Source organism: Litoreibacter albidus, assembly GCF_900107015.1.
GTDB classification, from domain to species: Bacteria; Pseudomonadota; Alphaproteobacteria; order Rhodobacterales; family Rhodobacteraceae; genus Litoreibacter; species Litoreibacter albidus.
The window spans coordinates 20,444-37,869 of the sequence record NZ_FNOI01000001.1 but is presented as its reverse complement, the minus strand read 5'-3'; the positions used below and the strand labels follow the sequence as shown (position 1 = coordinate 37,869).

Genomic DNA, 17,426 nt, shown 5'->3' with positions numbered 1-17,426 from the left:
ACTATGCGTATGAAAACCAGCGACGAGGCCTTGGCGCAAGCCGCCAGTGACGGGGACAGTGAGGCGTTCGGCCTTCTGGTCAGGCGTCATTACGACCGCTTGTTCCGCCTGTCGTGGCGGTTAACGGGGCATAAAGCTGATGCAGAGGACCTAACGCATGATATCCTGGCGGCGCTGCCCGCCAAATTGCGCGCCTTTCGCGCGGACGCCAAATTTACCACGTGGCTTTACCGCGTGACACTGAATGCCGCTACGGACCGCGCCCGAAAGGCGCAACGGCGGTCGCGCGCCCGCGAAGGTTGGGGACAAGACTACACCCGCCGTGCGGCAGAGGCCGCGGAAACGGCAGAAGCCCAAGACTGGCTGACCAATGCGATGCGCGCGCTACCGCCCGAGTTGCGCGAGACGGTCGCGCTGACTTTGGGTGAGGACTTGACCCAAGCTCAAGCCGCAGAGGTCATGGAGTTATCAGAAGGAACAATCGCGTGGCGCATGTCAGAGGTGAAGCGTCACTTGCGCGAAATGGCCACAGAGGAGGCCAGATAGATGGATGAACTAGACAAGCTCCGCGCCGCGCTGCGTGACGCCCCCCCCGCGCCGGATGAGGCTTCAAAAGAAGCCGCTTTGCGCATGGCCGAAGAAAATTTCAAAAACTTCCAAGGATCGGCTAGTGCCGCACGTCCTACAGATATCAGCCCCGAACGGGGTGGATTTTTGAAAGGACTTGGACAGATGTTTAACAAACCAAATTTGAAGCCCATCATGTTGGCAACCACGTCACTGGTGGTTGTGGGGGTTGGCGTTGTGCTGACGACACCGCTTATGCGGCCGGAACCAGTGCCAACCGCGGCAAATGAAGTGGCCGCCCCGCCGGACATGCTGCCAGATGTTGAGCTAGTGGCACCTGAACAGGCGCCATCCCAAGCAGCGGATGCTGCCAGCATGTCTGAAGACGTCGCCGCAACCGGCAGTGCGCCAACGAGCGCCAAGCGCACCAGAGATCCTCTCGCCGTGTTTCGAGGAGGGACCAATGTGCCTTCCGCAGAAATGCGCGACCGCCTGCCCCAACCGCAGATTGCTCAGTCGCGTGACCAGTTCCCTGACGCGTCGCCCAACCCTTTGAAAGTCACCTCCGAAGACCCTGTCTCGACCTTCTCAATTGACGTGGACACCGCCAGCTACTCTTGGGTCCGTTCCAGCCTCACGCGTGGGCAAATGCCGGATTCGAAATCCGTACGGGTTGAGGAGATGGTGAACTACTTCCCCTACGCCTACGTGGCCCCCAATGGCGACGTGCCGTTCCAGCAAACTGTCACGGTAAGCGACACCCCGTGGAACCCCGACACGCAGCTGATGCACATCGCTATCCAAGGCGCACAGGTGACGGAACGTCCGCCCCTGAACCTTGTGTTCCTGCTCGATACTTCCGGCTCCATGCAGGACGCGAATAAGTTGCCTTTGTTGGTGCAGAGCTTCCGCCTGATGCTAGGTCAATTGCGCCCAGAGGATGAGGTGGCGATTGTCACTTATGCTGGCTCCGCCGGGACCGTTTTGGAGCCGACAAAAGCATCCGACCGAGACAAAATCGAGGACGCTTTGCGCCGCCTTTCCGCAGGTGGATCGACGGCAGGTGGCGAAGGGCTGCGCGCGGCTTATGCGCTGGCCGGTCAAATGAGCCGTGACGGCGAGGTATCGCGCGTGCTGCTCGCCACCGACGGGGATTTCAACGTGGGCATGCAATCGGATGCCGCGCTGAAAAGCTTCGTTGAGGAAAAGCGTAAATCGGGAACCTATCTGTCGGTCTTTGGCTTCGGGCGCGGGAATGTAAACGATGCGTTGATGCAGACGCTGGCGCAGAACGGCAACGGGCAAGCCGCCTACATTGACACATTGGCCGAGGCCCAGAAAACGTTGGTGGACCAGCTGTCCGGCGCGATGTTCACAATCGCCCAAGACGTCAAAATTCAGGTGGAGTTCAACCCCGCCACCGTCGCCGAATACCGCTTGATAGGGTACGAGACACGAGCGCTGAAGCGCGAGGATTTCAACAACAACAAAATTGACGCTGGCGAGATTGGCGCGGGACACAGCGTAACCGCACTTTATGAGGTCACGCCCGTGGGGTCAGACGCGGTCCTGACAGACCCGTTGCGCTTTGGCACAGTAGCAGAGGGCGGGAACACGTCCGACCTTGCCTTCCTGCGCCTGCGCTACAAGGAACCAGGCGCGGATGTGAGTAAGCTCTTGGAGGAAATCGTGCCAATGGCAACCGTTGAGGCAGGTCAAGAGGCTGCATTCGGGGCCGCAATCGCAGGCTTCGGGCAACTCTTGCGCGGCAACACGGCCTTGGGGGATTGGGGCTATGCAGAGGCGATTGCCTTGGCCAATGCTAACAAAGGCGATGACGACTACGGGTACCGCGCCGAGGCGGTGCAGCTCATGCGCTTGGCACAAAGCCTGTCGCAAAGATAAGCCCATTAACGCAAAAAGCCCCGAGGCATGCAGACCTCGGGGCTTTTATAAAACTGTCAGACAGTGCTTAGTGCAGCTTGTCTTTGACCTGTGCGATTGCATCGTCGATCAGGCTGTTTTGATCTGCCGCTGTCGTCTTCGCAGCAACCACATCAGCAGCAGCCGCAATGGCAACAGAGATGGCACGGTCGCGGACTTCACGAACAGCAGACGCTTCAGCGCTTGCGATCTGGTCTTCGGCAGATTGCAGACGGCGCGCGATGGAGACCTTAAGGTCTTCCTTCGCTTGCGTTGCAGCAGCTTCAGCTTCGCGTTTTGCTTCTGCAACAATGCGGTCAGCTTGCTCCGCTACTTCTTTTTGCTTGCGCTCGTATGACGCCAAAAGTGTCTGGGCCTCCTCACGCAGGGCTTTCGCCTCGTTCAGTTCTGCCTGAATGGTATCGGCGCGCTTATCAAGCAGGCCACCCAGCATGGCTGGAACCTTGAAGTAGAACAGGACCGCGATGAACAAGATGAACGCGAGCAGCACGACGAAGTTGGTGTTGTGCAGCGAGAAGAATGGACCGCTTGCCGCCAGCGCAGGCGCGGGCATCAGAGCCGTAAGAGCGAGGAGTTTCTTCATCTCTTATCCCTTCATCTTTGCAGTGACAGCCGCAGTGACCGACTTGGCGTCAATCTTGCCCGGCGACACGGCAGCTACGATATCTTTTGCAATGTCCTTGGCCACGATCGCCGCATTTTCAGATGCGCTGTCACGGATGGCCGCAATTGCTTTTTCGCCTTCAGCCGCACGTGCCGCAATCTCTGCGTCCGCTTTGGCAATGGCTTTGTCCAAATCCGCCTGAATGGTGGCTTTGGTTTCACCAACGATCCGGCCTGCTTCGGCACGGGCGTCGATGAGCGCCTTTTCATAGGCAGCTTCCGCGTCGATGGCCTGTTGTTTCAGGTCTTCGGCGGCAGCAATGTCATTGGTGATGGTGCCAGCACGCTCTGCCAGAACCGAACCGATGCGCGGCAGCGCAACGCGCGACAGCACAAAATAGATAACCACTAGTGTGATCAGCAACCAGACGATCTGGTTGTCAAAGGTCGAGAAGTCCAACTGCGGCATGCCGCCAGCGCTTTCCGTCTCTGCCCCGTGGGTTTCAGTTGCCATGATGGCCCCCAGATGTGTCTGAATAGGTGTATCTTACATCGGACGAGCCCGTAATGGACCCGTCCGACCGTAAGGATGGTATAGCGTCGTTCTTAAACAGCGAACATCAGCAGAAGCGCTACGAGGAACGAGAAGATCCCCAGAGCTTCCGCGAATGCGATGCCGATGAACAGTGTTGCAGTCTGCGAAGCAGCTGCGGACGGGTTGCGCAGTGCGCCGGACAGGTAGCTGCCAGCAACGTTGCCAACACCGACGGCTGCGCCGCCCATGCCAACCGATGCCAAGCCTGCGCCGATGAACTGACCCATTTGTGCGATATCGCCTTCCATGTCTTTTCTCCTTACGATGGAATTGAGGTGATTAGTCTTCGTAACCTTAGTGGGAAGGATGCAACGCATCTTTCAAGTACACGCAGGTCAGAATTGCGAACACGTAAGCTTGGATGCCGCTTACGAGAATTTCTAGACCATACATGGCGGTGATCGCCACGATGGACAGAGGTGAGATAGCCGCGATGGCTGCGAAGCCCGCGAATACTTTGATAACAGCGTGACCGGCCATCATGTTGCCCGCCAAACGAATGGAGTGGCTAACAGGGCGCACGAAGTAGCTGATAACTTCGATCAGGGCCAGAATTGGACGCAGGGCCAGTGGTGCGGATGACACCCAGAAGAGACCCAGGAAGCCAAGACCGTTTTTCACGAAACCCAAAATGGTCACAGCCAAGAACACGAACATCGCCAGAACGCCGGTGACGGCGATGTGGGACGTTGTGGTGAATGCGCCAGGGATCAGACCCAAGAAATTCGACACCAGAATGAACATGAACAGTGTCATAATGTAGGGGAAGTATTTCACACCGTCTTTGCCGGTTACGTCTTCGACCATCTTGTAGACGAAGCCATACATCATTTCGGCAATCGACTGGCTGCGTGTTGGAACAATCGCGCGGCGCGATGTCCCGAAAACCAGAAGCGCGATGATCGCGACGACGGTCAAAGCCATCCAGAGCGTCACATTGGTGATCGTGAACGCGCCAACTTCGCCGTAACCGAACAACGGCTTAACGATGAATTGGTCCATCGGGTGAAAAACCAGACCGCCTTCTTCCGCGCCTTGAGCTTCTGTCGCCATCTGTTCAGTCCTTCTCGTTGGCCGCTTTAGCCATTTGTTCGTTTTGGACCTCTTTGGCGGTGCGAAGCATAACGTTCACTCCGGCCGCGAAGCCCAGCAATGTGAAGATCACCAGAAAAATCGGCAAGGTGCCGAACAGCCAGTCCAGGCCGTATCCGATGGTCAGGCCGATCCCAAGACCGGCAACAAGTTCCGTCACCATCCGCCACCCCTGCTGGGCGCCCGAATAATGCTCATCCCCCCGTGGCTTCTCAGCCTGCGATGTCTTTTTGAGCCCTTCAATCCGGTCACTCAGCGCATCTAGCTGTGCTTTGTTCGGGTCGGTGGTCATCAAAAATACCCCTCGGGAGGTTTGGTGGAGGAATAGGTCGCGCGCCGCACAGAGTCAATTGCTCGTTACCGCCCGCCAAATCTCTATCAACCAACTGATTTAAATACATAATCAGGAGGGACCGATACAGACAGGCATCCTGTCGCAGTGCAATTAGGCGCCCAACCATTATTCAACCATTTGGTTGAAAGTTGTAAAGCTCGACACTGTAGCACCTGTTCCCCCGTCCCCATCGCCGCTATGACGACATCTATGACGAACGCACTCGACATCACTTTCGCGGCCTTAGCCGACAGCACGCGCCGCGCGATCCTGACCATGTTGCTTGAGGACGACATGGCCGTAACGGATGTCGCTGAACCATTTGACATGTCATTGGCCGCAATCTCCAAACACCTGATGATACTGACCCGCGCGGGCCTGATTTCCCAAGAAAAGCGCGGACGGGTTAAGTGGTGCAAGCTGGAGCCAGAAGCCATGCGCGAAGGCATTGTGTGGATCGAGAGCTTCGGCCAACTCGAAGCGATGAACTTCGACGCGTTTGAGCAGTTTTTGAATAAGGAGCTTGGCAGTTAAGCTGCGCTACTCTTTCAGCAGCATGGCCAAGGCCAAAACTGTCAACGCGATCCCTGCGACGACCAGCATCGGCGGGGCCATGCCGCCAAGCGCAAGTTGCCAAAGGATCACCCAGCTGGGCACAAGATACGTGTAAGCCATCACCTTGGATGATGGCAGGCGCAGCGACGCATATTGCAACAGTACAAAAGTCATTGAGGATGCGGCGACTGCGACATAGATGATGGTGATCCACACAATGCTTGGCAGGGACATCCAGTCGGTCGCCCACAAATCAGACCACCCCCAGACAATCAAAACGCTCAAGCTGCCCAAGATCGTGAAGAACGAAAACACCACGGGCGGCTCCCCACGGTTCAGCTTGGGGATCAGTGGCGTGTAAATCGCATGGGCCACGCAGCCAAAAAAGTAGATCACTTCGCCGCGCCCAAATTCGAACCGCAAAAGCGCCGCTAAATCTGCCTTCGATATCACCCACAGCGCGCCGACAGCACCAAGTGCCAGCGCCACCGCCATACGGGCCGTGAGGATTTGACGCAAAAGCAGGTAGCCCGCGCCCGCTGTAAGCAACGGCGTGAGCGTAAACACCGCAGCCGCGCTGACGGGGGGCGCAGTTTTCAGCCCCTCGAACATCAAAACAAAATACGTGGCCAGAAAGCCGCCAAGGACCAAATACCGCCAAGGCGCCGCAATCGCTGACCGTGGCACGCCTGTGGTTACAAATGCCGCTGTGCCGATCACCACCGCAGCAATAGCAAACCGCACCGCGTTTAACGCGGCAGGGGAGACTTCATTCGCAGCAAGGGAGCCCAAGGCAAAAGATCCTGCCACCAAGAGTGAGAACAGAGCCATTGCCGCATGGCCACGTAGTGCTGGTGTCATGTGCCGCCGCTCCGCAACCTAGATCGAAGTGCTACGCGAGCAGAGGCCTACATGTCGTTCCACGTCTTGGCCTCTTCCTTCAGGAAGGTCACGAAAGAGTGGACCTTGGCCGTGCGGTGCAAGTCCACGTGGGTCACGCACCAGAAGGTAGACGTCCAGTTTGGCTCTGGCGGCATCACTTCTTTCATGTCTGGATGCTCGTGGCCGATGTAGCCCGGCAGGAAGCCAATCCCCGCCCCTGCGATCACCGCATCTTGCACGGTTGTGGTGTCCGAGCACTTATAGACCACGTTTTCCTCAGGAACATTGTCACCCATCCACTTCATGAACGGCGCGCGTGGGTTCAGCGTGGCCATGCGGCAGAAACGGTGATTTTGGATGTCGTCCATCCCGTTCAGCGGCCCGTGGCGGAAAATGTAATCCTTATGCGCAAAAAGCCCCATTTTCAGCTTCGCCAATTCCTGCACGATGTTATCCAGATCATCGCCCGGCGCACCGGCACGAAGTGCGACATGCGCCTCACCGTATTCAAGGCGCAAGGGGCGGGTGTCGACAATCAGCTCCGCCCGTATTTCGGGATGGGCAATTTGGTACTTGGTGATCGTGCGGGCCATCAAAGGCGACATCTGCGGCAGGCACGTAATAATCAACTCCCCCGAAACGGAAGCCCCGCGGCCATGGATACGCCCAGCCAACTGCGTCAGCTGATCCTCGGTTGCGGCGGCCACCGTCAACAAATCTTCGCCCGCCTCCGTCGGCGTGTAGCCGCGCGCGTGGCGTTGGAACAGCTTCGCGCCCAACTTGCCTTCCAGACTGTCGATGTGGCGGATCACGGTGGCGTGGTGCACCCCCAAGACTTCCGCAGCGGCGCTTACCGTCCTGAGGCGCGCGACCTGATAGGCGGTTCGGTACTCATCCCAATTGTCGATATCCATGGTCCAAAACCCCTTACGTGCATTTTCGCGCAATGTTACGTGTATAATTCGCCTTATGTTCAAACTTGCAAGACCCCTTTTATCGGGCATCCTTTAAGGACGTGACGAAGCGACTATAATGGCTCGACTTATCGCCTCCCCTGTTGCTACCGTTTCAAGATGAAAGTCACACGAAATATTCCTGAACAACTGATTATTGAGAACCGTCCGTGGGTCATATCGGTTGCACTCATCGCTGGTGGCTTGCTGTTTCTAGGCATCGGTCTTTCTATATTCCTGAGCGGTGAGATGTGGGGTCTGTTCTTTATGGCAGCCAGTTTGATCCCTTTCGGATTGCTGTTCGCCTTCGCGCGGCGCACGCAGGTGTTATTCCTCAAGACAGACGGCACCTTGGTTTTCCGGCGGCGCAGCCTCATCGGGAGTTCCTCGATCACCCATCAGTTGGATGAAGTCAGCAAGGCCATCGTTGAAACCAGCCACAGCAGCAACGGCGGGCCGACACACCGTGTGGCGCTTGTGTTCAACTCAGGACAAAGCGCCGGCACGCATCCACTTACCTTGGCATACGATAACTTAGGCAATCATCACGAGACCGCGCACGAAATAAACGCTTGGCTAGCGCAGGCGCGCGGTCAGGGGCCCGACACAGGCAAGCTTGACTCTACAGGCCCCACCGCGTAAATCGCGCACAACATCCGGAAGCATCAGCCTTCCGGTCCCTGCTTTATGCTGGGATCGCCCTCCATCAGCGCGTTGCGCCCATGGGGGCAAAACTGTTTGTCCCAACCCGCTTTTAAGGGTGGTCGGGACGATTGTCGACGAGCCGGTCCATGCTTAGGTATAGACCATATGTAAGAATGAAGGAGCCGAGAGCCCATGTTTGAGAACCTGTCCGAACGCCTCTCTGGCGTCTTTGATAAACTTACAAAACAAGGCGCACTGTCCGAAGACGACGTTAAAACCGCCCTGCGCGAGGTGCGTGTCGCCCTTCTGGAAGCCGACGTTTCCCTATCCGTGGCGCGCGATTTCGTCAAAGCCGTGGCGGACAAAGCCACCGGCCAAAACGTCACCAAATCTGTGTCGCCGGGCCAACAAGTTATCAAGATCGTCCACGACGAGCTGAAACACGTTCTGGCTGGCGACAACGAGAACCCTGGTGAGCTAAAAATTGACAACGCCCCTGCCCCGATTTTGATGGTCGGTTTGCAAGGCTCTGGTAAGACCACAACAACCGGCAAGCTGGCGAAGCGCCTGACCGAGAAGAACAACAAGCGCGTTCTTATGGCCTCGCTTGACGTGAACCGTCCTGCCGCGATGGAGCAGTTGGCGATCCTTGGCAAGCAGATCGGCGTCGATACGCTGCCAATCGTCAAGGGCGAGACACCTGTTCAAATCGCCAAACGCGCCAAGCAACAAGCCACATTGGGTGGCTACGACGTCTTCATGCTTGATACCGCTGGCCGTCTGCAAATCGACGAAGTGTTGATGCAGGAAGTCGAGGACGTTCGTGACATCGTTAAACCGCGCGAAACACTACTGGTTGTTGACGGCCTGACGGGTCAGGTCGCTGTTGAAGTCGCAGAAGAATTTGACGGCAAAATCGGCATCTCCGGCGTTGTCCTGACCCGTATGGACGGCGATGGGCGCGGTGGTGCGGCATTGTCCATGCGCGCCGTGACCGGCAAGCCGATCAAGTTTGTCGGCCTAGGCGAGAAGATGGATGCGCTTGAGACGTTCGAGCCGGACCGCATTGCGGGCCGCATCCTTGGTATGGGTGATATCGTCGCCCTCGTTGAAAAAGCCCAAGAAACCATCGAGGCTGAGCAAGCCGAGAAGATGATGAAGCGGTTCCAAAAGGGTCAGTTCAATATGAACGACCTGAAGAACCAGCTTGAGCAAATGATCAAGATGGGTGGCATGGACGGCCTTTTGGGCATGATGCCCGGCATGAAGAAAATGGCTGGTCAAGCCAAAGAGGCTGGCATGGACGACAAGATGCTCAAGCAGCAGATTGCCCTGATCCAGTCGATGACCAAACGCGAACGCGCAAACCCGCAGCTTTTGCAAGCGAGCCGTAAGAAGCGGATTGCAAAGGGTGCGGGCATGGAAGTTTCCGACCTGAACAAACTTTTGAAAATGCAGCGCCAAATGGGCGATGTGATGAAAAAGATGGGCAAAATGGGAAAAGGCGGCATGTTGAAGCAAGCTATGTCCGGCATGTTCGGCAAAGGCGGCATGCCAGACATGAACGACCCCGCCGCGATGGAAGCTGCTGCCAAGAAGATGGGCGCGAAGCTTCCCGGCGGTTTGGGCGGCATGCCCGGAATGGGCGGGGGCGCATTGCCGCCCGGCCTGTCAGGGTTCGGCAAAAAGAAATGAACATCCCCACCCTTCATACAGAACGCCTGACGTTGCGCCCCTTGGCGCTGAGCGACTTCGAGACGTTGGCGGCGTTCTACGAGAGCGACCGCTCTCGGTATGTTGGCGGCCCCAAGCGGCCGGACGAGACATGGCGCACACTCGCAAGCGAGATCGGCCACTGGACGCTGCGCGGCTATGGCCGCTTCGGCGTTGACGAGACTGCCACCGGCAAGTTTGTCGGCATGGTCGGCCCGTGGTTTCCGCATGCGTGGCCGGAGCAGGAACTTGGCTGGGATTTGATGAACGGCTTTGAAGGGCGCGGCTTCGCGACAGAGGCCGGTTTGGCCACGCGCGACTTCGCCTATAAAACGCTTGGCTGGAACACGGCGATTAGCCTCGTGGCCGAAGGCAACGAGGGCTCGGCGAAAGTGGCTGAGCGTATGGGTGCCACGTGGGAGCGCAAGCTCGATCACCCGATGTTTGGCATGATGAACGTTTACCGTCACCTGAACGCGGAGGCCGTGTAAAATGGGCCACCGCGACATCCCAGTTTTGGAAACCGATCGCTTGGTCCTGCGCGGGCCACAGCCCGAGGATTATCCCGACTTCAAAGCCACGTTCACCAGCTTCCGCGCGCGCTACATGGGTGGCCCGCTGAACCCCTACGAAGCGTGGATGCTGTACGCCGCTGAAATCGGCCACTGGGAAATCCGCGGCTTTGGCATGTGGATGATCCACGACAAGGCCACTGACGCCACGCTTGGCATGGCCGGTGGTTGGCAGCCCGCCATGTGGCCGGAGCGCGAGCTGGCTTGGATCATATGGCCGGAAGTTGCTGGCAAGGGTTACGCGCTGGAAGCCGTCGATGCGGCCCGCAGCTACTTTTATGCAAACGGCTGGGGTGGTGCTGTGAGCTATCTTGACCCGTATAATCTGGATTCCGTGCGTTTGGCCGAACGCTTGGGCTGCGTGAAAGACAAAGAGGCGGCATCCATCGGCGACGAAGACGCCGTGTACCGCCACCCTGCCCCAAGCGCGTTGAACGACACGCAGCTGTCTCATGGTATCGCTATGGAGATCAGCCACTACCAAGACCCAGCCTTCAAACCGAAAGGGTTCGCACTTGACTGATGCCGTCACCAAAGCCGCCGAGATCCTGAAAGAGCATCGCGCCAGCATCGACCGCTTGGACGCAATTCTTGTCTATACGCTGGGCGAGCGCTTCAAGCACACACAGGCTGTGGGCAAGCTGAAAGCGGAGCACGATCTGCCGCCGTCAGACCTTGAGCGCGAGGCCACACAAATCACCCGTCTGGAGAACTTGGCAGAACGCGCCGATCTAGACCCCGAATTCGCCAAGTCCTTTCTGAATTTCATTATTCGGGAAGTCATCCAAAACCATAAAAAGTTTCAATAATTTCGGACATTCGTCCGATACAGCCATCCCTAAGGAGAACTACACAATGGCAATGAAAATCCGTCTGGCCCGTGGTGGGTCCAAAAAACGTCCATTTTACCGCGTTGTTGCGTCCGACAGCCGTATGCCACGTGATGGCCGCTACGTTGAGAAGCTGGGCACATACAACCCACTGCTGCCAAAAGACAGCGAAGAGCGCGTGAAACTGGACATGGAACGTGTTCAGCACTGGCTCGACAAAGGCGCAAAGCCAACTGACCGTGTGTCCCGCTTCTTGGAAGCTGCTGGCGTTCTGGAGAAGAAAGAGCGCGCCAACATGAAGAAAGCCGAGCCTGGCAAAAAAGCTCAGGACCGCGCTGAAGAGAAAGCCGCAAAAGCAGCCGCCGCTGCTGAAGCAGCTGCTGCTCCGGCTGAGGCTCCTGCAGAAGAAGCACCAGCTGACGAAGCTGCCGCAGAGTAATCTGCGCAATGCGTGAATTCGAACCGGATTTCCGGGACGAGCTTTATGAGTTGATGCGGTGGCGGCGCGATGTGCGCCGCTTCCGCACCACACCCGTGGACGAGGCACTGCTGATGCGGTGCCTCGACGCATTTTCACATGCCCCATCTGTGGGCCTGTCGGAACCTTGGCGCATTGTGCGCGTGGACAGCGCCAAAGCACGCGCCGCCGCACGCGCCAATTTTGAAATCGCCAATGCGGAAGCCCTCACCCGCTATGACGGCGACCAAGCTGACACCTACGCCAAGCTGAAACTCGCCGGAATGGACCGCGCGCCGGTTCAACTGGCTATCTTCTGCGATGATGCCACGACCAAGGGTCATGGACTTGGCGCTGGCACTATGCCGGAAATGCGGCGCTACTCCGTCGTGTCTGCGGTAACTTTGTTCTGGCTGGCGGCACGCGCCGAAGGTCTGGGGCTTGGCTGGGTATCCGTGTTGGACCCCGCACAGCTTTGCCATGATTTGGATGTCCCGCAGGATTGGGCGTTGATTGGATACTTCTGCATAGGCTACCCCGAAGGGGATCACGAAACCCCCGAGCTTCTACGCGAAGGCTGGGAGGCCCGCGCGGCCGCATTGGATATTAGGCAAGCATGATCCGGCGCATGTTCACACTGGTACTTATGGGGCTGGCCTTTTATGGCGGCCTCAAGGTAGAGCGCGGGTTAACACAAGGCCGTTGCACCCATGCGGGTGGATCTATGGTTGACGGCGTTTGTATTGGAGCACAGGCAAGATGAGCAAAGATAAGATTGTTGTGGGGGCGATCGCCGGATCGTTTGGCGTGAAGGGCGAAGTCCGCCTGAAAAGCTTTTGCGCGAACCCCGAAGACATCGCCCTCTACTCCCCGTTGATGGGCGATAACGGGGTGGAATACACCGTCAAAATCACCCGCACGGTTAAAAGCGGCTTCGCGGCGCGCTTGTCCGGCATCCGCTTCAAAGACGAGGCCGACGCGCTGCGCGGCGTAAAACTGTCGGCGGACCGCGACCTTCTCCCCTCCCTGCCCGACGACGAGTATTATCACACGGACCTCATGGGCTTGGACGTGCTCGACACAGGGGGTGAAGTTATAGGTAAAGTTGCGGCCGTCTTGAATCACGGCGCCGGTGACATTCTGGAGTTACGCGGCCCGACCTTGAAAGGCTCCGTCCTGTTGCCGTTTACCGTAGATGCCGTTCCAACCGTTGATTTGGCTGCCAAGCGCATCATCATCGACCCGCCGGAAGGCTTGCTTGATTAAATGAGTGCCCCGTCAAAATCCCATGGTCGCAAGACAATATCCGCATCGCTCACCCCGCGCGATTTGATGGCCGAACCTACGCGCCTCAAGGGCGCATGGGCCGCGAAGATCATCACCTTGTTTCCCGACGCCTTCCCGGGCGTGTTGGGCGCTTCCTTGACAGGTAAAGCCCTGCAAGAGGGCAAGTGGACGCTGGAGAAGATTGACCTGCGCATCTTTGGCGAAGGCAAGCACCGCAACGTGGATGACACGCCTTACGGCGGAGGCGCGGGCATGGTGTTACGCGCCGACATTGTTGGCAAAGCGCTGGATTTCGCCAATCGCGGCACATCGGAGCGAGCCAAATGGCCCGTCGTCTACCTGTCGCCCCGCGGCAAGCCCTTTACCCAAGCCAAGGCCGCCGAATGGGCGCAGGCTGACGGCATTACCATGCTATGCGGCAGGTTTGAGGGCGTTGATCAGCGAGTGTTGGACCACTACGAGATTGAGGAAGTATCGCTGGGCGATTTCGTCCTCACGGGCGGCGAAATCGCCGCGCAGGCTATGATTGATGCGACCGTACGGTTGCTACCGAACGTGTTGGGGAACTCTGTATCGACCGAGGAGGAAAGTTTCTCTGACGGGATCACGCTAGAGCATCCGCAGTATACCCGCCCGGCAGAATGGCGCGGGATGAGTGTGCCGGAGGTTTTGACCTCCGGCGATCATGGGAAAGTAGACGCTTGGCGGCGCGCCCAGTCAGAGGAATTGACCAAAGCGCGCCGGCCCGATCTGTGGGCCAAGCGCGAAGCGGGTGATGGCTAGACCTTCACCACCATTTTACCAAAGCTTTTGCCAAGCAGCAGATCGTTCAACGCGGCGGGGGCGTTCTCTAACCCGTCGACGACTTGCTCCTTGTACTTGATCTTACCTTCAGCAAGCCAGCCGGTCATCTCGGAAGCAAACTCCTTGTAGGTGTCCGGACCGAAGCTGTCGAAGATGATGAAGCCCTCGACCTTGACCTTCATCCGCAAAATCGTGCCCAGAATCGCTGGCCCCATGTCTGGCCCTTCGGGCAGGCCGGTCATGTTATACCAAGCGACCATGCCGCACACAGGCATACGTGCGAACGGGTTAAGCAATGGCAGCACGCCGTAGAGCACCTTGCCGCCTACGTTTTCAAAGTACACGTCGATACCGTCTGGGCATGCGTCCTTCAACTGCTCAGCAAAGTCTTCGGCCTTGTGATCGATACAAGCATCGAAACCGAGGTTGTTGACCACATGCGCACATTTGTCCGCGCCACCCGCGATCCCGACGACGCGGCATCCTTTAATCTTGGCAATTTGGCCGACAGTCGCGCCGACAGGCCCAGATGCGGCCGCGACAACAACAGTTTCACCCGGCTTGGGTTCGCCGATTTTCAGCAGACCCGCGTAGGCGGTGTAGCCCGGCATGCCCATAATACCCAAAGCCCATGACGGGTTTTCAGGGTTTGCGCCCAAGTTCAGCACCTGCGCGCCGTCAGAAACCGCATAGTCCTGCCAGCCGTTGCCTGCCAAGACGTAATCACCTACGGCAAAACCCTCCAGATCAGAGGTCACGACCTGCGCAACCACTTGCCCTGTCATGTGCTCCCCAATTTTGACGGGCTCGGCGTAGGATTTCGCGTCGCTCATTCGGCCGCGCATATAAGGATCCAGCGACAGGTAGACCGTCCGCAACAGCATCTCCCCTTTGCCAGCGGTTGGGATGTCGGTTTGCTCCAGACGCAGGGTGTTTTCATCTGGCAGACCAACTGGCCGTTCCGCGAGGACGATTTGGCGGTTGGTTTTATCTGATTGTGTCATTGGGAGGCTCCGGTTTATTTACCAACCGAGAATGGGCAGCGCCCCCTTCCACTTCAACCGCCGCGCAGAGAAACTTACGAAAAAAGGCGTTTCCGGCGATGCCCGCTTGATCTGCCCTCGGATCCCTCCTATACCCCGCCAATCTGGAATCAGAATACTGACCGGAGCCTTTGTTTCATTGAGCATCTGATGCGCTTTCTTCGGCGCCACGGCAGGTGTGGAAATAACGGCATTTAAGCAACGTCGACCTGACCTCTGGCGGGCGCCAACTCGGAAACGGGGGCGGACCCGGAAGAAGACCAAGAGCTCTTGGGACGCGAGACACATTCACCGGGTAAACCGGGATCATATAAGGAGCGTTTCAGATGAACCTGATCGCACAACTGGAAGCGGAACAAATCGCCGCTTTGGGGCACGACATCCCCGACTTCAAAGCGGGTGACACCATCCGCGTTGGTTTTAAAGTGACCGAAGGCACGCGTAGCCGTGTTCAGAATTACGAAGGCGTATGCATCGCGCGTAACAACGGCAAAGGTATTGCCGGTTCGTTCTGCGTTCGCAAAATCTCCTTCGGTGAAGGCGTGGAACGTGTGTTCCCACTGCACTCCACCAACATCGACAGCATCACCGTAGTTCGTCGTGGCCGCGTTCGTCGCGCCAAGCTGTACTACCTGCGTTCGCGTCGCGGTAAGTCCGCTCGTATCGCCGAGGATTCCAACTACAAAGCGCCTAAGGCGTAAGGGGAACTGTCATGAAAAAAGATACACACCCAGAATACCACACCATCAACGTCAAAATGACCGATGGTACAGTACTTGAAATGAAATCCACTTGGGGTGCCGAAGGCGATCAGATCGCTTTGGACATCGACCCTTCCGTGCACCCAGCATGGACCGGCGGCAACCAGCGTCTGATGGACACTGGCGGTCGCGTTTCCAAGTTCAAAAACAAATACGAAGGCCTGGGCTTCTAAGCACCACTTCTATTTGCGAAACATCGAAAGCCGCTCCTGTTTGGGGCGGCTTTTTTCGTGGCCAGGTGGGTTTGAGGCAGCATGAATCACAATTCGGCCACGGAACAAACACACTGACGTATCATGACGTTCAGCAGTAATAATAGGCACTGCGGAGATCACCTGAATGCGCCAAATACTTCTTTGTCTACTTGGCCTATCGTCCCTATCCGCGTGCGGACCTACGCCACAGCAACAGGCCTTTGCTGCCCAAGTCGAAACCCAGTGCCGCGCTGGCGATATTGTTGCCTGCCATCAAAGGGACGGCGATCCAGTGGAGGTGGCGCGCCTTGAAGTCGCTTGCGCCAGCCAGAACCTACAAGCCTGCCAAGCCGTCTCTCATTACCGCCTCCAGCAACAGAACTTGCGAAACCAGCAAGCAGCGGCCACGCAGGCCAACCTCAATGCAATGGCCGCACGCCCGGCACCGCAATACCCGACATATACAACACCGCAGGTACAACCGGTTCAACTGAGCAGTGGCACCAACTATTACTACTGCAACCAGCTGGGCAGCTACGTCGTGACGTGTCGATAACCGCTAAGCTTGGCAGGCTCGGGGAGGAAAGTAGAGCCGCTCCGGTTAAGGCGGCCCTTAAGCCTGTAGACTGCAAAGTTGACGGCGGTTTTGCTTCCCCTCACCTCGCCCCACCATTATAAGCGCTGCAAACCCCAGCAAGGGGCACGCACTAGAATACGGGACAGAACATGGCCGCGCATATTATCGTCTTTGGCAACGAAAAAGGCGGATCCGGAAAATCCACCAACTGCATGCACGTCGTGACAGCCTTGATCCGCGCCGGATTCTCGGTTGGGGCGCTGGATCTAGACTTACGGCAACGCAGCTTTTCGCGGTATTGCGAGAACCGTTTGCGGTTTGCGAAGAAGAACGGTTTAGACGTGCCAAACGCCGAAGTTGTAGAACTTCCTGAAATTGATCCGTCACAACTCGCCGCAGGTGAGAACATCTACGACCGGCGTCTGACAGAGGCTGTCGCCAGCATGGAGGGACGTTTCGACTTCATCGTCATCGACTGCCCCGGCTCCCACACACGGCTGAGCCAAGTCGCACACTCGCTGGCCGATACGCTGGTGACGCCGCTAAACGACAGTTTTATCGACTTCGACTTGCTGGCCCGCGTAGAGCCGGAAACGCAAAAGATCATCGGGCCGTCGGTCTACGCCGAAATGGTCTGGCAAGCCCGACAGCTTCGCGCGCAGGCGGGTCTCTCCCCGATTGACTGGGTCGTTGTGCGCAACCGCGTCGGCACCCAGCGCATGCACAATAAGAAGAAGATCACCGACGCGGTGGAAGCCCTTGCGAAGCGCATCGGCTTTAGGGTCGCACCCGGTTTCTCGGAGCGGGTGATTTTCCGCGAGCTGTTCCCAAGCGGGCTGACCCTGCTGGATCTTGGCGATATCGGCATCAAGAACCTGAACATCTCAAACATCGCCGCACGGCAGGAAGTGCGCGAGCTGATGAAGGCCCTTCGCCTACCAGGTGTCGAAATCACGTTCTAGCGATTGATGACAGCCAGCTAAAACGTGGCACTGGCAACGGCTTTCGCTGTGTCGCG

The 17,426-nt window shown here is 57.6% G+C and carries 23 protein-coding genes; 15 read left to right on the top strand and 8 right to left on the bottom strand.

Going from position 1 to position 17,426, the window contains the following annotated elements; all coding sequences use genetic code 11:
- The first annotated feature begins 9 nt into the window (after positions 1-9).
- Entirely contained in the window at positions 10-546 is a 537-nt protein-coding gene (locus tag BLW66_RS00215; protein ID WP_089945563.1) for an RNA polymerase sigma factor, read from the top strand.
- Positions 547-2,472: a vWA domain-containing protein gene (locus BLW66_RS00210; RefSeq protein ID WP_089943230.1), complete on the top strand. Its 1,926-nt coding sequence runs from the start codon at positions 547-549 to the stop codon at positions 2,470-2,472.
- Positions 2,473-2,539: 67 nt separating this feature from the next.
- Here BLW66_RS00210 and BLW66_RS00205 read toward each other — a convergent pair whose 3' ends face one another.
- The 5 genes from BLW66_RS00205 to BLW66_RS00185 all read right to left on the bottom strand — a co-directional run bounded on the left by BLW66_RS00205 (position 2,540) and on the right by BLW66_RS00185 (position 5,093).
- The gene (locus tag BLW66_RS00205) at positions 2,540-3,094 is read right to left on the bottom strand and encodes a F0F1 ATP synthase subunit B (RefSeq protein ID WP_089943227.1); all 555 of its coding nucleotides are present in this window, start codon (positions 3,092-3,094) and stop codon (positions 2,540-2,542) included.
- Between the two features lie 3 nt (positions 3,095-3,097).
- Complete coding sequence (locus BLW66_RS00200) at positions 3,098-3,628, bottom strand: F0F1 ATP synthase subunit B' (RefSeq protein WP_089943223.1); 531 nt, start codon at positions 3,626-3,628, stop codon at positions 3,098-3,100.
- Between the two features lie 92 nt (positions 3,629-3,720).
- Positions 3,721-3,957, bottom strand: a complete 237-nt coding sequence (locus BLW66_RS00195) for a F0F1 ATP synthase subunit C (RefSeq protein WP_073142444.1) — start codon at positions 3,955-3,957, stop codon at positions 3,721-3,723.
- 46 nt (positions 3,958-4,003) lie between these two features.
- The gene (locus BLW66_RS00190; RefSeq protein WP_089943220.1) at positions 4,004-4,762 is read right to left on the bottom strand and encodes a F0F1 ATP synthase subunit A; all 759 of its coding nucleotides are present in this window, start codon (positions 4,760-4,762) and stop codon (positions 4,004-4,006) included.
- A 4-nt stretch (positions 4,763-4,766) separates the two neighbouring features.
- A complete protein-coding gene (locus BLW66_RS00185; protein WP_089943217.1) occupies positions 4,767-5,093 on the bottom strand; it encodes an AtpZ/AtpI family protein in 327 nt (108 codons plus the stop codon).
- 252 nt (positions 5,094-5,345) lie between these two features.
- Between BLW66_RS00185 and BLW66_RS00180 the strand changes: the two genes are divergently transcribed.
- Complete coding sequence (locus tag BLW66_RS00180; protein WP_089943214.1) at positions 5,346-5,669, top strand: ArsR/SmtB family transcription factor; 324 nt, start codon at positions 5,346-5,348, stop codon at positions 5,667-5,669.
- A gap of 6 nt (positions 5,670-5,675) precedes the next feature.
- Here BLW66_RS00180 and BLW66_RS00175 read toward each other — a convergent pair whose 3' ends face one another.
- Together BLW66_RS00175 and BLW66_RS00170 are read right to left on the bottom strand one after the other, a co-directional pair.
- Positions 5,676-6,551 (bottom strand): DMT family transporter, encoded by an 876-nt coding sequence (locus BLW66_RS00175; RefSeq protein WP_089943211.1) that lies wholly within the window; start codon positions 6,549-6,551, stop codon positions 5,676-5,678.
- A gap of 47 nt (positions 6,552-6,598) precedes the next feature.
- Positions 6,599-7,486, bottom strand: coding sequence for a LysR family transcriptional regulator (locus BLW66_RS00170; RefSeq protein ID WP_342027804.1), 888 nt, complete (start codon positions 7,484-7,486; stop codon positions 6,599-6,601).
- Between the two features lie 159 nt (positions 7,487-7,645).
- Between BLW66_RS00170 and BLW66_RS00165 the strand changes: the two genes are divergently transcribed.
- From BLW66_RS00165 to trmD, 9 genes are all read left to right on the top strand, one after another.
- Positions 7,646-8,167 carry a hypothetical protein gene (locus BLW66_RS00165; RefSeq protein WP_089943207.1) on the top strand — a complete coding sequence of 174 codons (522 nt, stop codon included), beginning with the start codon at positions 7,646-7,648 and terminating at the stop codon, positions 8,165-8,167.
- A 195-nt stretch (positions 8,168-8,362) separates the two neighbouring features.
- On the top strand, positions 8,363-9,865 hold the full coding sequence (gene ffh / locus BLW66_RS00160; protein ID WP_089943203.1) for a signal recognition particle protein: 1,503 nt from the start codon (positions 8,363-8,365) through the stop codon (positions 9,863-9,865).
- Positions 9,862-10,374, top strand: a complete 513-nt coding sequence (locus tag BLW66_RS00155) for a GNAT family N-acetyltransferase (RefSeq protein ID WP_089943200.1) — start codon at positions 9,862-9,864, stop codon at positions 10,372-10,374. Before ffh ends, BLW66_RS00155 begins: the two co-directional genes overlap by 4 nt.
- Position 10,375: 1 nt before the next feature.
- Positions 10,376-10,978: a GNAT family N-acetyltransferase gene (locus BLW66_RS00150; protein WP_089943197.1), complete on the top strand. Its 603-nt coding sequence runs from the start codon at positions 10,376-10,378 to the stop codon at positions 10,976-10,978.
- Positions 10,971-11,264 carry a chorismate mutase gene (locus tag BLW66_RS00145; RefSeq protein ID WP_089943194.1) on the top strand — a complete coding sequence of 98 codons (294 nt, stop codon included), beginning with the start codon at positions 10,971-10,973 and terminating at the stop codon, positions 11,262-11,264. The genes BLW66_RS00150 and BLW66_RS00145 overlap by 8 nt, the downstream gene beginning before the upstream one ends.
- A gap of 46 nt (positions 11,265-11,310) precedes the next feature.
- On the top strand, positions 11,311-11,724 hold the full coding sequence (rpsP, locus tag BLW66_RS00140; protein ID WP_089943190.1) for a 30S ribosomal protein S16: 414 nt from the start codon (positions 11,311-11,313) through the stop codon (positions 11,722-11,724).
- An 8-nt stretch (positions 11,725-11,732) separates the two neighbouring features.
- Entirely contained in the window at positions 11,733-12,362 is a 630-nt protein-coding gene (gene bluB, locus BLW66_RS00135) for a 5,6-dimethylbenzimidazole synthase (protein ID WP_089943187.1), read from the top strand.
- A gap of 139 nt (positions 12,363-12,501) precedes the next feature.
- Entirely contained in the window at positions 12,502-13,008 is a 507-nt protein-coding gene (gene rimM, locus BLW66_RS00130) for a ribosome maturation factor RimM (RefSeq protein WP_089943184.1), read from the top strand.
- Positions 13,009-13,812, top strand: coding sequence for a tRNA (guanosine(37)-N1)-methyltransferase TrmD (gene trmD, locus BLW66_RS00125; protein ID WP_089943181.1), 804 nt, complete (start codon positions 13,009-13,011; stop codon positions 13,810-13,812).
- On the opposite strand, the gene BLW66_RS00120 is transcribed toward trmD, so the two are convergent.
- Positions 13,809-14,837, bottom strand: a complete 1,029-nt coding sequence (locus BLW66_RS00120) for an NADP-dependent oxidoreductase (protein WP_089943178.1) — start codon at positions 14,835-14,837, stop codon at positions 13,809-13,811. The genes trmD and BLW66_RS00120 overlap by 4 nt on opposite strands.
- A gap of 365 nt (positions 14,838-15,202) precedes the next feature.
- On the opposite strand from BLW66_RS00120, the gene rplS reads away from it, so the two are divergent.
- From rplS to BLW66_RS00105, 3 genes are all read left to right on the top strand, one after another.
- Positions 15,203-15,577, top strand: a complete 375-nt coding sequence (gene rplS, locus BLW66_RS00115) for a 50S ribosomal protein L19 (protein ID WP_089943175.1) — start codon at positions 15,203-15,205, stop codon at positions 15,575-15,577.
- Positions 15,578-15,588: 11 nt separating this feature from the next.
- Positions 15,589-15,810: a 50S ribosomal protein L31 gene (gene rpmE / locus BLW66_RS00110; RefSeq protein WP_089943172.1), complete on the top strand. Its 222-nt coding sequence runs from the start codon at positions 15,589-15,591 to the stop codon at positions 15,808-15,810.
- Between the two features lie 747 nt (positions 15,811-16,557).
- On the top strand, positions 16,558-17,370 hold the full coding sequence (locus tag BLW66_RS00105) for a division plane positioning ATPase MipZ (RefSeq protein WP_089943169.1): 813 nt from the start codon (positions 16,558-16,560) through the stop codon (positions 17,368-17,370).
- Positions 17,371-17,426 lie beyond the last annotated feature (56 nt).

Excerpts from the sequence above, each read along its gene's own strand:
- BLW66_RS00215 (WP_089945563.1), top strand. The coding sequence starts at position 10 with ATGAAAACCAGCGACGAGGCCTTGGCGCAAGCCGCCAGTGACGGGGAC.
- BLW66_RS00210 (WP_089943230.1), top strand. The coding sequence starts at position 547 with ATGGATGAACTAGACAAGCTCCGCGCCGCGCTGCGTGACGCCCCCCCC.
- BLW66_RS00205 (WP_089943227.1), bottom strand. The coding sequence starts at position 3,094 with ATGAAGAAACTCCTCGCTCTTACGGCTCTGATGCCCGCGCCTGCGCTG.
- BLW66_RS00200 (WP_089943223.1), bottom strand. The coding sequence starts at position 3,628 with ATGGCAACTGAAACCCACGGGGCAGAGACGGAAAGCGCTGGCGGCATG.
- BLW66_RS00195 (WP_073142444.1), bottom strand. The coding sequence starts at position 3,957 with ATGGAAGGCGATATCGCACAAATGGGTCAGTTCATCGGCGCAGGCTTG.
- BLW66_RS00190 (WP_089943220.1), bottom strand. The coding sequence starts at position 4,762 with ATGGCGACAGAAGCTCAAGGCGCGGAAGAAGGCGGTCTGGTTTTTCAC.
- BLW66_RS00185 (WP_089943217.1), bottom strand. The coding sequence starts at position 5,093 with ATGACCACCGACCCGAACAAAGCACAGCTAGATGCGCTGAGTGACCGG.
- BLW66_RS00180 (WP_089943214.1), top strand. The coding sequence starts at position 5,346 with ATGACGAACGCACTCGACATCACTTTCGCGGCCTTAGCCGACAGCACG.
- BLW66_RS00175 (WP_089943211.1), bottom strand. The coding sequence starts at position 6,551 with ATGACACCAGCACTACGTGGCCATGCGGCAATGGCTCTGTTCTCACTC.
- BLW66_RS00170 (WP_342027804.1), bottom strand. The coding sequence starts at position 7,486 with ATGGATATCGACAATTGGGATGAGTACCGAACCGCCTATCAGGTCGCG.
- BLW66_RS00165 (WP_089943207.1), top strand. The coding sequence starts at position 7,646 with ATGAAAGTCACACGAAATATTCCTGAACAACTGATTATTGAGAACCGT.
- ffh (WP_089943203.1), top strand. The coding sequence starts at position 8,363 with ATGTTTGAGAACCTGTCCGAACGCCTCTCTGGCGTCTTTGATAAACTT.
- BLW66_RS00155 (WP_089943200.1), top strand. The coding sequence starts at position 9,862 with ATGAACATCCCCACCCTTCATACAGAACGCCTGACGTTGCGCCCCTTG.
- BLW66_RS00150 (WP_089943197.1), top strand. The coding sequence starts at position 10,376 with ATGGGCCACCGCGACATCCCAGTTTTGGAAACCGATCGCTTGGTCCTG.
- rpsP (WP_089943190.1), top strand. The coding sequence starts at position 11,311 with ATGGCAATGAAAATCCGTCTGGCCCGTGGTGGGTCCAAAAAACGTCCA.
- bluB (WP_089943187.1), top strand. The coding sequence starts at position 11,733 with ATGCGTGAATTCGAACCGGATTTCCGGGACGAGCTTTATGAGTTGATG.
- rimM (WP_089943184.1), top strand. The coding sequence starts at position 12,502 with ATGAGCAAAGATAAGATTGTTGTGGGGGCGATCGCCGGATCGTTTGGC.
- trmD (WP_089943181.1), top strand. The coding sequence starts at position 13,009 with ATGAGTGCCCCGTCAAAATCCCATGGTCGCAAGACAATATCCGCATCG.
- BLW66_RS00120 (WP_089943178.1), bottom strand. The coding sequence starts at position 14,837 with ATGACACAATCAGATAAAACCAACCGCCAAATCGTCCTCGCGGAACGG.
- rplS (WP_089943175.1), top strand. The coding sequence starts at position 15,203 with ATGAACCTGATCGCACAACTGGAAGCGGAACAAATCGCCGCTTTGGGG.
- rpmE (WP_089943172.1), top strand. The coding sequence starts at position 15,589 with ATGAAAAAAGATACACACCCAGAATACCACACCATCAACGTCAAAATG.
- BLW66_RS00105 (WP_089943169.1), top strand. The coding sequence starts at position 16,558 with ATGGCCGCGCATATTATCGTCTTTGGCAACGAAAAAGGCGGATCCGGA.